At 73.1% G+C, this 12,839-nt stretch carries 14 protein-coding genes; 6 read left to right on the top strand and 8 right to left on the bottom strand.

Annotated elements, in window-relative coordinates:
• Window positions 1–48: 48 nt before the first annotated feature.
• Window positions 49–1,320 (top strand): MFS transporter, encoded by a 1,272-nt coding sequence (locus tag AB0F89_RS30610; protein ID WP_367129120.1) that lies wholly within the window; start codon window positions 49–51, stop codon window positions 1,318–1,320.
• Between the two features lie 389 nt (window positions 1,321–1,709).
• Window positions 1,710–3,182, top strand: a complete 1,473-nt coding sequence (locus AB0F89_RS30605; RefSeq protein ID WP_367129119.1) for an RICIN domain-containing protein — start codon at window positions 1,710–1,712, stop codon at window positions 3,180–3,182.
• 92 nt (window positions 3,183–3,274) lie between these two features.
• On the opposite strand, the gene AB0F89_RS30600 is transcribed toward AB0F89_RS30605, so the two are convergent.
• Window positions 3,275–3,718 (bottom strand): peptidase inhibitor family I36 protein, encoded by a 444-nt coding sequence (locus AB0F89_RS30600; protein WP_367129118.1) that lies wholly within the window; start codon window positions 3,716–3,718, stop codon window positions 3,275–3,277.
• Window positions 3,719–3,972: 254 nt separating this feature from the next.
• Here AB0F89_RS30600 and AB0F89_RS30595 point away from each other — a divergent pair, with 254 nt between their 5' ends.
• Window positions 3,973–4,287 carry a hypothetical protein gene (locus AB0F89_RS30595; protein WP_367129117.1) on the top strand — a complete coding sequence of 105 codons (315 nt, stop codon included), beginning with the start codon at window positions 3,973–3,975 and terminating at the stop codon, window positions 4,285–4,287.
• Complete coding sequence (locus AB0F89_RS30590; protein ID WP_367129116.1) at window positions 4,280–4,885, top strand: hypothetical protein; 606 nt, start codon at window positions 4,280–4,282, stop codon at window positions 4,883–4,885. The genes AB0F89_RS30595 and AB0F89_RS30590 overlap by 8 nt, the downstream gene beginning before the upstream one ends.
• A 15-nt stretch (window positions 4,886–4,900) precedes the next feature.
• Here AB0F89_RS30590 and AB0F89_RS30585 read toward each other — a convergent pair whose 3' ends face one another.
• The 5 genes from AB0F89_RS30585 to AB0F89_RS30565 all read right to left on the bottom strand — a co-directional run bounded on the left by AB0F89_RS30585 (window position 4,901) and on the right by AB0F89_RS30565 (window position 8,896).
• Complete coding sequence (locus AB0F89_RS30585) at window positions 4,901–5,530, bottom strand: response regulator (protein ID WP_367129115.1); 630 nt, start codon at window positions 5,528–5,530, stop codon at window positions 4,901–4,903.
• Window positions 5,527–6,804, bottom strand: a complete 1,278-nt coding sequence (locus tag AB0F89_RS30580; protein ID WP_367129114.1) for a sensor histidine kinase — start codon at window positions 6,802–6,804, stop codon at window positions 5,527–5,529. The genes AB0F89_RS30585 and AB0F89_RS30580 overlap by 4 nt, the downstream gene beginning before the upstream one ends.
• A gap of 3 nt (window positions 6,805–6,807) precedes the next feature.
• A complete protein-coding gene (locus AB0F89_RS30575; RefSeq protein ID WP_367129113.1) occupies window positions 6,808–7,548 on the bottom strand; it encodes an ABC transporter permease in 741 nt (246 codons plus the stop codon).
• A gap of 10 nt (window positions 7,549–7,558) precedes the next feature.
• On the bottom strand, window positions 7,559–8,467 hold the full coding sequence (locus AB0F89_RS30570; protein ID WP_367129112.1) for an ABC transporter ATP-binding protein: 909 nt from the start codon (window positions 8,465–8,467) through the stop codon (window positions 7,559–7,561).
• Between the two features lie 132 nt (window positions 8,468–8,599).
• Window positions 8,600–8,896: a hypothetical protein gene (locus AB0F89_RS30565; RefSeq protein ID WP_367129111.1), complete on the bottom strand. Its 297-nt coding sequence runs from the start codon at window positions 8,894–8,896 to the stop codon at window positions 8,600–8,602.
• Between the two features lie 118 nt (window positions 8,897–9,014).
• Here AB0F89_RS30565 and AB0F89_RS30560 point away from each other — a divergent pair, with 118 nt between their 5' ends.
• Window positions 9,015–9,446: a hypothetical protein gene (locus AB0F89_RS30560; RefSeq protein ID WP_367129109.1), complete on the top strand. Its 432-nt coding sequence runs from the start codon at window positions 9,015–9,017 to the stop codon at window positions 9,444–9,446.
• Between the two features lie 93 nt (window positions 9,447–9,539).
• Here AB0F89_RS30560 and AB0F89_RS30555 read toward each other — a convergent pair whose 3' ends face one another.
• Both AB0F89_RS30555 and AB0F89_RS30550 read right to left on the bottom strand, forming a co-directional pair.
• The gene (locus AB0F89_RS30555; protein WP_367129108.1) at window positions 9,540–11,054 is read right to left on the bottom strand and encodes a helix-turn-helix domain-containing protein; all 1,515 of its coding nucleotides are present in this window, start codon (window positions 11,052–11,054) and stop codon (window positions 9,540–9,542) included.
• 363 nt (window positions 11,055–11,417) lie between these two features.
• Window positions 11,418–12,044, bottom strand: a complete 627-nt coding sequence (locus AB0F89_RS30550; protein WP_367129107.1) for a TetR/AcrR family transcriptional regulator — start codon at window positions 12,042–12,044, stop codon at window positions 11,418–11,420.
• Window positions 12,045–12,113: 69 nt separating this feature from the next.
• On the opposite strand from AB0F89_RS30550, the gene AB0F89_RS30545 reads away from it, so the two are divergent.
• Window positions 12,114–12,818 (top strand): SDR family NAD(P)-dependent oxidoreductase, encoded by a 705-nt coding sequence (locus AB0F89_RS30545; protein WP_367129106.1) that lies wholly within the window; start codon window positions 12,114–12,116, stop codon window positions 12,816–12,818.
• Window positions 12,819–12,839 lie beyond the last annotated feature (21 nt).

Genomic DNA, 12,839 nt, shown 5'->3' with positions numbered 1-12,839 from the left:
CTTCAAGCCACTTTCCGAAACGGTCGCGGATCGAGCACTCTTGCCCCCGTGATTCGCAACAAGCAACTGTGGCCCTGGATGATCGCGGGCATCGGGTTCGTCGCGCTCGTCGGCGCGGCTGGGTTCCGGGCTACCCCGGGTGCGCTGGTGGAGCCGCTCCAGAGGGAGTTCGGCTGGTCCACCGGGACGATCGGCTTCGCCATGTCGGTCAACCTCGCCCTGTACGGCGTCACCGCGCCGTTCGCCGCCGCCCTGATGGAGCGCTTCGGCGTGCGCCGGGTGACCGCCGGCGCGATGGCGCTGATCGCGCTGGGCAGCGGGTTGACCATCTTCATGACGTCGGCGTGGCAGCTCGTGCTCCTCTGGGGCGTGATGGTGGGCCTGGGCGCCGGTTCGATCTCGCTCGGGTTCGTGGCCACCATCGGCACGCGCTGGTTCGTCAAGCGCCAGGGCCTGGTCACCGGCATCCTCTCGGCCGGTGGCGCCACGGGTTCGCTGATCTTCCTGCCGCTGGTCGCGTCGCTGAGCGAGTCCGACGGCGGCTGGCGCACCGCCGCGATCGTGGTGGCCGTGGTCGCGTTCGCGACCGTGCCGATGGTGCTGCTGTTCTTCCGCGAGCACCCCGCTGACGTGAACATCCCGCCGTACGGCGCGGACGAGGTCGTGCCCGCCCCCCCGAGGGCCGGCAACGCCGCGCGGCTGGCCATCGACGGCCTGAAGAACGCCGCCCGCACCAAGCCGTTCTGGTTCCTCGCGCTCGGCTTCGCCATCTGCGGCGCCACCACCAACGGCCTGGTCGCCACCCACTTCATCCCGGCCGCGCACGACCACGGCATGCCGAGCGTCACCGCGGCCGGCCTGCTGGCCCTGATCGGCGTGTTCGACCTGATCGGCACGATCCTGTCCGGCTGGCTCACCGACCGCGTCGACTCCCGCCTCCTGCTGGCCATCTACTACGTGCTGCGCGGGGCGTCGCTGCTGGTGCTGCCCTCGCTGTTCGGCGAGTCGGTCACCGGCCCGATGATCATCTTCGTGATCTTCTACGGCATGGACTTCATCGCCACCGTGCCGCCGACCGTCGCCCTGTGCCGCGAGCACTTCGGCATGTCGGCGCCCATCGTCTTCGGCTGGGTCTTCGCCTCGCACCAGATCGGCGCCGCCATCGCGTCCACCGCGGCCGGCATGACCCGCGACAGCTTCGGCGACTACGCCCCCGCCTGGTACGTCGCCGGCTTCCTCAGCATCGGCGCCGCCGTGCTGTCGATCACCATCAGCCGCGCGAAGGCCAAACCGCGCACCGAGGCCCCCACGGCCGCCTGACCACCTCTCCACCCCTCACCGAAGTGGCGTCCCCGGACCTTCCGGGGGCGCCACTTCGACATTTCCGCCCCGGTGGGGTGCCAAGCCGGCCTCGTGTCCTCCTCGCGAGTGATACCGGAAGAATCCTGCGGGCGTGATCTGCCGGACGTGACGTTGCCTCGGACGAAGGTCGTCGCGCTCCGTGACGCCGGGATCGGAGCCGATCTCCGCGCCTGCCGTGGGGGAGGACGGGTGGACGCGGCGCTCCCGTGCCGTTCCTCCGGCGCTTCTCAGCCGTCGGGGTGTCCCACCATCAGGTGTTGCGGCCGTTTTGGGCGGTGGGACATCGTGGGACGCGGTTCAGCGGGGCCGGTCGCGGCCGGGCTGACGGTCTGCACGAGGGAGCGCCGATGGCCGGGGACGATGCCCAGCCCGTGATCACCGACCCGCCCGATCCGCGCACGGCGTCGGACATCGTCGTGTTCGTGGCCCTGTTGCGGCGGTTGCGGCAGCAGGCGGGCAACCCCGGCTACAAGAAGACGCTCGAACGGGCGACCCGGGACGAGTACGGGGTGCCGCGGATCAGCGGGTCGACGATGCACCGGGTGCTGGAGGGCCGCCAGGACCTGACCCGGATGCGGGACCCGGACCTGTTCGTGCGCGAGGTGGTCACCGCGCTCGGGGCGGACCCGGCGCCGTGGCTGGAGGTGTTGGACCGCCTGCTGCGGTCCGCTCCGGAGTGCCCGGCCGAGCCGTCGGCCCGGACCGGCGGCGGCGATCCCGCGATCAGGACCGGGCGGGTCCGGGGCCGGGTGCTGGTCGCGGTCGTGGCCGTGCTCCTGGTGGCGACCGGCGTGGTGGCGTGGTCGGCGACCGGCCCGGACGAGCCGCCGGCCGTGCCGGTGACCGCCCCGGCCCGGCTGTCGATCACCCTGGCCGCCGACCCGGGACTGCGCCTGGCGGTCGACCGCGCGGCCGAGTCCGCCGTCGCCCACGTGCTGCTCGCCGGCGGCGGCACGGCGGACGCCGGCTGGGAGGTGGTCGCCCCGCACCGGGGCAGCCCCGGGTTCTGGCAGTTGCGGCCGACCGGACGGCTGCTGGTGTGCCTGGAGGTGTTCGAAGGCCGCCGCGACGCCGGCACGATGGTGCAGCAGTACGGGTGCAACGGCGAACGCCACCAGTACTGGAAGCCCGAGCCGCAGCCCGACGGCGCGGTGCGGTGGGTGAGCCTGCACTCGCAGCAGTGCCTCACCGTCGCCCACGCCCGGCCGCACGTGGGCGCGGAGCTGGCGCAACAGGAGTGCGACCCCGCCCGGGCGGCGCTCCAGCACTGGCGGACGGCCGTCGCCGACGTCCCGGCGGCGGCGAGCCCGTCCACCGCGCCGGGCGGTGTGGTCGGCCCGGACCCGGCCGAGTACCCCGGCGGCGGCGAGGACCGGCCCTGCCCGGGTCTCGCCCCGGCGCACGTCCCGGACGTCTCCGGGTGGACCGAACTCCCCTCGCAGACCCGGCACGGGTCCTTCGCCACCACCGAGGACGCGGTGTCGCTCGGCCCGGCCACCTTCGGCGAGGCCGAACTGCGCAGCGCGTCCAGGACCACCGACACCGGCGCCGAGGAGGTCTACTTCTGGGCCGAGGGCCTGGTGCGGTTCAGCCCCGGCCTGTTCTCGATGTCGTTGCAGTGGACCACCTCGCGGGACGACGGCGACTGGCACACCTGCACCGAGTCCTTCACCGCCGAGTACGACAGCCTCACCACCGCGGCGCTGCCCCGCGACGTCGACCACGACGGCGCCCCCGACGTCGCCTTCCGCGTCTGCCTCGGCTACGCGCCCGAACTCGCCCCGCGGACCCCGGTCGTCAACTGCTCCGGCCGCCACTGATCCGGGCGTTCAGCGTGCCGGTCGGCGGATCGCGGGGGATCCGCCGACCGGTCCGAGTGGCGCCCTCGTGCCGCGAGCGGGGCGCGAACGCGTTACTGGGGCTTGAAGGACAGGATCTGGTAGTTGCCCTGGAGGTTGCCGCCGGCGAGTGATCCCGTCGAGCCCACCCTGTCGTTGTGGTTGGTGCTCTTGTAGTACTGCACGCGGTGGCTGTTGTTGTTCCACACCGAGCGGACGTGGTGGCCGTTCCTGATGAACGAGCAGTCGTCGTTGGTGTTCTTCACCTCGTCGTCGGGCCAGTAGCAGCGGGTGCCGGCGCCGTCCCAACCGCTGTACAAGCAGAAGCCCCCGCTCGGGCAGTCGTAGCCGCTCGGCGAGGCGTCGTGGGACGCGGCGGCGAGCGGCGGGGTCGCACAGGCCGCCAGGACGGCGGCGACGACGAGCGGCTTGGCCGCCAAGGCCGTGAGCGCCTTCCCGCCGGTGCGGAACGCGGCCGACAGCGGTCGCCTCGGACGAGGGGAGGAGGTCGTGTTCATGGTGTTCGCCTTTCGGTTCGTCCGCCGGGGTCGAGGCGCCCGGCGTGGTGGACGAACCTTTCGTAAGCGGTCGGCGTGTCCCACCGTCAGGCGTTGCGGCTGGTCGGGACGGTGGGACGGGCTCGGGATGCGGTTCGGCGCGGCAAGTGGGACAGCCCGACCGGTGTCGGGCGCCCGAGTTGGTCGCGCGGCCTGAGCTGCGCTTAGGCTGCTGCGGGGTGGCGCGGTCCGCTTGTGGTGACCGCCCGGAACTCGTGGGGGAAGCACGGTGGACGACCTCGAACTGCTGGCGGCGCTCTGCCCACCGCCGGACGCACCGGCTCGACCGGGGCGGCGTGGTGCGGTGGGGTGGCACCGACAACGGCGACTTCCTGCTCTGGCTGCCGGTGGGCGACCCCGAGGAGTGGCCGACCCTGGCCGTCGAGCGCGGGCAGTCGAGCTGCGAGCCGATGACCGGCTCGTCCACCAGGATCGTGCTCGACCTGCTGACCGGGGCGGCGCGCACCGCCGTGTTCCCGGAGGACTTCCCGGGTGACGCACCGTCGTTCTCGATCAACCCCCATGCCTGACGAGCCGGCGGTGATCTGCGCGGCGGTCGCGGAGCGGGCGGCTCCGCTGTGCCGGGTCCTCGGGTCGCCGGAACAGGTGCAGTGGTTGGACGCGGCGTTGGACCTCGTGTGGGCGGCTGCCGCGGGGGAGCCGGTGGCGGAGGGGTGCGCGGAGGCGTTGGACGAGCTGGAGCCGGGCGTGGACGACTTCGAGGAGGCCGACATGGGCAGTCCCGAGCACTTCGTCAGCCAGTCCGTCACCCTCGTCGGCATCGCGCTCGCCTGCTCTCTGCGGCGGTCGGCGCCCGGGACGGAGGTGGCGCTCGGCACGTTGCGCTCGCTGGCGGGGGTGCTGGACGTCGAGGTGATGGGTAAGCGGCCGGTTGTCGTGAAGCACGGGGACCCGCCACCGCCCCCCGGGCCGCTCCTGAGGAAGGAACTGGAAGCGCAGCGGGAGGTGCAAGCTCTCGTTGCCGCCGTGATGGACGAAGGTGACGGGGTCGTCCCGCCCGCCGTGGTGGCCCGTGCGCGAACGGCTGCTCAGGCGTATGCCGCGGCGTTCACCCCAGTGGTCGAACGGCTGGCCGAGCTGAACGACTGGGAACTCGACGGGCGCTGAAACCCCAGCCCGCTGTCAGTCCCGCGGTGTCAGGTAGCCGCGGGAGAAGGCGGTGGCGACGGCGGCGGCGCGGTCGTTGACGCCCAGTTTCGCGTACACGTGCAGCAGGTGCGTCTTGACCGTCGTCTCGCTGATGAACAGCCGCTTCGCCGCCTCGCGGTTCGTGGAACCCCCGGCGATCAGCTCCAGCACCTCCAGCTCGCGCTGCGACAGCGGCGCCGGGGCGGGGTTGCGGACCTGGCCCAGGAGGCGGGTCGCGACGGTGGGGGAGAGCACCGCCTGGCCGAGGGCGGCGGCTTCCACGGCGCGGACCAGCTCCTCCCTCGGAGCGTCCTTGAGCAGGTAGCCGGTGGCGCCGGCCTCGATGGCCGACAGCACGTGGCTGTCCGTGTCGTACGTGGTGAGCACCAGCACCCGTGACGGCACGCCGCGCTCCGCCAGCGCCCTGATGGCGGCGACGCCGTCGGTCCCGGGCATCCGCAGGTCCATGAGGATCACGTCGGGGCGGAGCCGTTCCGCGGTCGAGACCGCCTCCGCGCCGTCGCCCGCTTCGCCCAGCACCTCGAAGCGCGGGTCGGCGCCGAACATGCCCCGCAGCCCGTCCCGCACCACCGGGTGGTCGTCGACGATCAGCAACGAGATCACCTCCCACCCCCGGCGGGGATGGCCGGCACCGTCGCCGTGATCGCCGTGCCACCGCCCGGCTCCGACTCGACGTCCAACCGCCCCGCGAGGCGCTGCACCCGCTGGCGCATGCCGGCGAGCCCGAAGCCCCCGTCCGCGGAACCGCCGGCGCGCCTGGCGCCGGGCGCGAAGCCCACTCCGTCGTCCAGCACGTCGAGGGTCACCAGGTCCTCCATGTACGACAGGGTGAGGGCGACCCGACCGGCTCGCGCGTGCTTGGCGACGTTGGCGAGCGCTTCCTGCGCGGTCCGCAGCAGCGCCACCTCGACGTCGGTGTGCATCGGCCGGGCGTCACCGGTCGTGGTCAGCACCGCCTCGACCTGGTTCACCTCCGACCAGCGCCTGGCCACGTCGCCGATCGCGTCCGGCAGGCGGGCCTCCGCCAGCGCGGACGGCCCCACCGCGTGCACCGTCCGGCGGGCCTCGGCAAGGCTCTCGCGGGCCAGCTCCACCGCGTTCGCCACGTGCCGGTGCGACGTCGCCGGCTCGGTCGCCTGCCCGGCGGCCTGGAGCTGGGTGAGGATGCCGGCCAGGCCCTGGGCGAGGGTGTCGTGGATCTCCCGCGCCATCCGCTGCCGCTCGTCGAGCACCCCGGCCTCACGGGCCTGCACCAGCAGCTGGGCGTGCAGCCCCGCGTTCTCCGCCAGCGCGGCCTCCAGCTCGGCGTTGGCCCTGCCCAGCTCGACCAGCGCCCGCTTCTGCCGGTGGTTGCGCCGGTCGGACATCACGTCGGCGTAGAAGGCCGCCGTGGCCAGCACCGTGGTGATCACGCTGATGGCGGGCCACTTCCACCACTCCTCGGCGGTGATGTTGGCCGACCCGCCCACGTACGAGACCGCCGTGATCGCGGACGTGACGGCCACGCCGACGTACCGCCACCGGCCCTTCAGGTACTGGAACGCGTGCACGTAGCCGATGAAGGCGAAGAAGCCGAACCAGGGCGTGAGCAGCACCAGGCAGGCGGTCACCGCCACGAGCACCGCGTAGTACAGGCCCATCAGCGGGGCGTTGCGCTGCCACTGCGGGTGGAGCGCGTGGAACCAGAGCACCCACGCGGTGAGCGCGGCGGAGAGGCCGAGCACCGCGAGGACGTGCACCCGCGCGTCCCACAGCGGCTGCAGCAGGCTGAACAGGACGCTGATCGCCAACAGCGGGTACGGGAGCACCTTGAGGACCGCGGTCTCCTTGCGCTCCCAGCGGTCGAACTCCTCGCGCAGCTCGGCCTCGATGCCCACGACCTACTCCCAGCGGAAGTACCGCGCGGCCGGGATCCCGGCCAGGACCGCCCACCCCAGCACCACGGCCAGGTGCAGCGGCTGCGGCCAGTGGCCGGCCGTGGCGTCCTGCAATGATTGCACGCCCGCGCCCAGCGGGGTGAAGTCGCTGATCGCGCGCAGGACGTCGGGCATGCTGTCGCGCGGTACCCAGAGGCCGGCGAAGAACACGACCGGGAAGAACACCAGCGTCCCGATCGCACCGGCGCTCTTGCCGGTCGACGCCAGGGAGGCGATGAGCAGGCCGATCGTGAACATCGCCAGCGCCGCCGGCAGGTAGCCCACCAGGTAGGCCGGCAGGTTCCGGGGCAGGTCCACGCCGAACGCCAGCCGGCCGACGACGAGCACGACGAGCGCCGTCGCCACGGACATGACCAGGGCCATCAGCAGCTGCGCGCCGAGCATGGCCCTCGGCTCGACCGGTGTGGTCCGCATGCGCCGCAGCACGCCCTTCTCCCGGTAGGTGGCGAACAGCTGGGGCAGGCAGTTGAGCGCGAACATGGCCAGGCCCAGCACGACGATGATCGGCACGTACAGGTCGATCGCCCTCAGGCCGGCCGCGTCGTCGGAGGGCTCGCGCATCGCGGGGACGGCGCCGAGGACGGCCAGCAGGAGCGGCGGGAAGGCGAGCGTGAAGAACGCGAGCACCGGCTCGCGGAAGAACAGCGTGGTCTCGGTGGCGGTGAGGCGGTACAGGGCGGGCACGGTGGTCTCCTCAGGAGTTGGCGGGGCGGCCGGTCAGCGCGACGAACGCGTCGTCCAGCGAGGTCTGCTCGACCCGCAGCTCGGCCGCGGTGACCCGGTGGCGGGCGAGCACGGTGGTCACCGCGACCAGCAGGTCGCCCTTGCCGGTGACGACCAGCCGGTCGCCGGTCTGCTGGACGGAGGTGACCTCGGGCAGCGCCGTCAGCACGGCGTGGTCCAGCGGTGCGGACGGGCGGAAGCGGAGGCGCTGCCGGTCGCCGATCCGCGAGACCAGCCCGGTCGGGGAGTCGAGCGCGACGACCCGGCCGGAGTCGATCACGGCCAGCCGGTCGCAGAGCCGTTCCGCCTCCTCCATGAAGTGCGTGACCAGCAGGATCGTCACACCGCGGTCGCGGACGCCCGCGATGAGGTCCCACGCGTCGCGGCGGGCCTGCGGGTCCAGCCCGGTGGTCAGCTCGTCGAGCACCGCCACCCGCGGGCCGCCGATCAGCGCGAGCGCGATCGACAGCCGCTGCTTCTGCCCGCCGGACAGCCGGCGGAACTGCGCGTCGAGCTTGTCGGTCAGGCGCAGGACCTCGACCAGCTCCCGCCAGTCGGCGGGCCGGCGGTAGAAGGAGCTGTAGAGCTCCAGGGCTTCGCGGACCTTGAGCTTGTCGGGCAGCTCGCTCTCCTGGAGCTGGGCGCCGAGCAGCTGCCTCAGCTCGCCGGAGTCGCGTTGCGGGTCGAGGCCGCAGACGCGGACGGTCCCGCCGTCGGGGGTGCGCAACCCCTCGACGCACTCGACGGTCGTGGTCTTGCCGGCCCCGTTGGGGCCCAGGATGCCGAAGATCTCGCCCTGCTCGACGGCGAAGCCGATTCCGTCCACCGCGGTGTGGTCGCCGTAGCGCTTGACGAGGTCTTGTACCTCGATGATCGCCATGCCGTAGAGCCTGCCGCCGGCGGGGACGCGCCGGATCGACCACGGGGGCGGAGATCGTCGCGGACGCGGTAGACCCTCGCCATCCTCCGATCGGAGGATGGCGAGGGTCGTGGGCGGGCGGGTATGGGCCCTTCACCGCTCCGGGTCGGTCAGCCCCGATTGCCAGCGCTCGCGGCGTTCCTCGGCGCTCTGGTCCCACCACGGGGCGCCGCGCTCGCCCAGCGCCACCTTCGCGGCGTGAACCCGGCTGCGCGCCCGCGCTTCCGCTTCTCCGTCACCCGCGCGCAACGCCGCACCGACGTCACGCCGGGCCGCCATGAGGGTCCGCCTCAGCTGCGCCGCCACGTCCTCCGGGATGTCGGGATCGGTGGCCCGCCACCGCCTGCCGTTGATCACCACGTACCGGCCGTCCGGGGTGCGCTCTTCCACCTCGCCAGGATCGCCCAGGCCGAGCGGGTGCGCAGGCGGGAGCGGCCACCGTCCGCCGTCTGGTCGCACTCGCGGCAACCCGGCCCACGGCGCCCCACGGCCTGCTTAAGGTGTCGGAATGGCGGAGGACGGGTTCGTCGAAGTGCACGGGGCCAACCGGGGCAACAACGTGTTCCTGCGCCTCTTCGCCGTGGCGCTGATGGTCGCCGGACCGATCGTCTACGCGGCCAACGACGGCGCCACCGGCGGCATCGTGCTCACCGCGGTGCTGCTGCCGTTGGGCATCGCCGTGTGGCGCGGCATCACGCGCGCCAAGCGGCGGCTGCTGCGCCTGGACGAGGTGGGACTGCCCGCGACCGCCGCGGTCCTGACCGTGGAGCCGATCAGCGAGGACTCCACGATCCGCGTCCGGCTCCTGATCAGGGGCCCGGACGTGCCCGAGTTCATCATCGAGCACGACGCCAGGTACCACCCCAGCCTGAAGCCGGGGAACAAGCTCGTCGCTGCGGTCGATCCCGACAACCACCGCGACTTCGAACTGGACTACTAGGGAACGCCGTGACGCCCTGAGCTGCGACCAGGGGTTCAATCCGACCTGCCCGCAGGTGTGCGAAGGGTGGGCCGGCGCAGCGCCACCAGCAGCTCATGGGGAGTCGCCCGATGAGCCCATGTGCACGCGGAGCGCGTGGTAGAGGTCGTACCGGGCCGAGGGACCGGTCAGCAGTGCCCGGCCGAGGAGTTCTTCCGCCCGCGCGAGGCGCTTGCGCAGGCCGTGCGCGGAGATCCCCAGGGCGGTGGCGACCGGGGCCGTTCGCAGGTCGTGCCGGAACCAGGTCCGCACGGTGGTCAGCAGCGCCCGCCGGTTGGCGGCCAGCAGCGGGGACAGCTGGGCCTCGGCCCAGTGCCGGACCTCCGGTCGGTCGAACAGCGCGTCGAACCCGACCACCTCGGCGGTGGCGTCGAGGTGCGGGCGCTCGTCGATCAGCTGCAGCGCCAGGTGCAGCTCGGCCTGGACCGCGAACCGGGTGAGGTCGCGGTCCAGTTCGGCGCCGATGTGCTGCAGGCGTGCGGACAGGGTGTTGCGGTGGATCTTCAGCTGCGACGCCGCCCTGGTGCCGAACTCGAGCCACGACAGCAACGTCGCCAGCAGCTCGAAGGCGTCGGGGTCCTGGGGCCGCGCGGGCCGGTACGCCAGCAGCGGCGCGAGCGTGCTCGCGGCCCAGGTGGGACCGGCGTGGCCCAGCAGCTCGCCCAGCTCGCCGCGGGGCGAGAACCGGGCGTACCGCTCGGGCCGGTGGCGGGCCACCGACAACGCGTGGAACGCCTGCTTGTACCCGACCGGGATGTTCCGCAGCGCCACCGGCAACCCGACGCCCATCCGGGTGCCGGGCACCGCCTCGACCAGCTCCCGGACCAGGCGGGTCGGTGGCGACGGCGTCGGGTCGGGACGCCGTTCGCCGTCGGGCTCGGCCGGCGCGATCACGATGACGTGCCCGCTGTAGACCGGGCACGGCACTACCCAGGCGGCCTCGCCGAACACGTCCCGGCACCGCGGGGAGAGCCTGCCGCGGGACTCCGGCGCGCTCTCGATGACGTAGACCCGGGCCAGGTCGGGCAGTGCCGGGCGGAGGACCGCCGCGGTCCGCCGGGCGCCGGACACGTCACCGACCATGAGCAGGTGCAGCACCGCTTCGCGCACCGTCGCGTCGGCGGCCTGCAGGCGCTCGGCCCGCTGCTCGGCGACCGCCGCGCGCCGGCACAGCAGGAGCGGGTCCACCGCGGCGGCCAGCAAACCCCGGTGCTCCGCGGTCAGCGGACCCCGGCGCGCGACGACGAGCACCGGCCGCGCGGGCGGCGGACCCACCGGCAGCACGGCGACGTCACGTCCGTCCGCGTGCACCGCGGCGGCGTCGACGTGCCCGGCGCGCACGCGGGCGACGTCCTCGCCGACCACGCGGAGAAGGCGCTCGGCGTTCGAGGGGACCGCGACCACCTGCTCCTCGTCCGACCCCGCGAGCACGACCTGCCCGGCGAGCCTGCGGGCGAGCAGTTCCAGCACCCGCCGCACGCCGTCCGGGCCGGCCGCCGCCTGGCACAGCAGCCGCAGGTCGTCGTCGGCGCGGCGGCTCGTGGTCGTCCGCGCGGGCTGGCTCGGCACTCCGGGCAGCTCCCTGTACGTGGCCTGTCCGCCCTGGACGGGTGGCGCGGTGGGGCTGGCGCAGCGGGAGGTGACCGAACGCCGGGCGCACTGTGCAGAGCGACACTGGGGCGGCTCGGCTCGGGAGTCTAGCGTTCCGGGTGACCGGGACCGGCCAGTGGAGGTCGGCCCGGGCGCCCGGGAGCGCGGTGCCGGAGGGGACCGGTTCGCCACCGGGCGTGACAGGGGGAGACCCCCGGGCATCGGTGGGGAATGCCCGGGGGCGCCTGTCGCCGCGCTCGGGCGCGCACTTCGGTCACGCGCGGCTCGGCGCGGTCAGGTGTCAGCCCGGTCAGGTGTCGACGCGGTCAGGCTTCGATTCGGTCAGGCGTCGGCGAGGTCGGTGTCGGTGTCGGCGGGTGCGCCGAGCAGTGCCAGGCAGTGCCGCCACATCGTCTCCAGCTGCGCGGGGTCGTTGAGCAGCTTCGCGAAGAGCACCTGGCCCTCCAGCTGCGCGACGATGGAGCGCGCGGCATCACGGGCGTCCGCGGCGGCGGGGGCGTGGCCGTCCTGGCGGGCGGCGGTGACGACCTGTTCGACCATCCCGATCTGCGCCTCGAAGATCTCCTGGAGCCGGTGGCGGATGGTGTCGTCCGAGGTGCTGAGTTCGAGGGCCAGGTTGCCGAACAGGCAGCCGACCACGGAGCCGCCGGTGCGCTGGGCGGTGCGCTGCACCCGCTCGGTCGCCTCGAACAGGTCGCGCAGGCGCCGCAGGGGCGGCCGGTCGGACCCCAGCGCCTCGGCCCACTGCCGCCGCTGCACGGCCCAGTGCTCGTCGATGACGGCGAGCGCCAGTGCCTGCTTGGACTCGAAGAAGTAGTAGAAGCTGCCCTTCGGCACGCCGGCGGCGGCGCAGATCTGGGCGACGCCCAGCGCCGAGTAGCCGTGCGCCCCGATCAGCGACTCGGCGGCCGTGAGGATCTTGTCCCGTGCGTCGCTCGTCCGTCCCACGCTTGCCAGTATACGACCAGTCGTCTAGCTTGATAGTTGACCGGTCGTCTAGTAGATGGGGAGAGGGTCGTGGAGCAGAAGGTCGCAATCGTCACCGGCGCGTCGCAGGGCATCGGGGCGGCGCTCGTGGAGGCGTACCGGAAGTCGGGTCACGGCGTCGTGGCGACATCGCGTTCGATCGCGCCGTCCGATGAACCGGACCTCGTGACCGTTCGAGGCGACATCGGGGACCCCGGGACGGCCGAGCGGTTGATCGGGCAGGCGTTGGACCGGTTCGGCCGGGTCGACACGGTGGTCAACAACGCCGGTGTCTTCATCGCCAAGCCGTACACCGAGTACAGCGAGGACGACTTCGCCGCGAAGGTCGCGGTGAACCTGGCCGGCTTCTTCCACGTCACGCAGCGCGCGCTGAAGCAGATGGAAGCGCAGGGGAGCGGCCACATCGTCACGATCACGACGTCGTTGACCGACCACGCCATCGCCGGCGTCCCCTCGGCGCTCGCGTCGCTGACCAAGGGTGGGCTCAACTCGGCGACGAAGTCGCTGGCGATCGAGTACGCGGCTCGCGGCATCCGGGTGAACGCCGTGTCGCCGGGGGTGATCGACACGCCGATGCACCCGGCGGAGCACCACGACCTGCTGAGCGGCCTGCACCCGGTCGGCCGCATGGGTCGGGTCGCCGACGTGGTCGACGCCGTGCTGTTCCTGGAGTCCGCGCCCTTCGTGACGGGCGAGATCCTGCACGTCGACGGCGGCCAGAGCGCCGGGCACTGATCGCGAACCACAACCGGAAAA

This window comes from Saccharothrix sp. HUAS TT1, from assembly GCF_040744945.1.
GTDB lineage: Bacteria > Actinomycetota > Actinomycetes > Mycobacteriales > Pseudonocardiaceae > Actinosynnema.
This window is presented reverse-complemented; position numbering and strand designations above follow the sequence as displayed.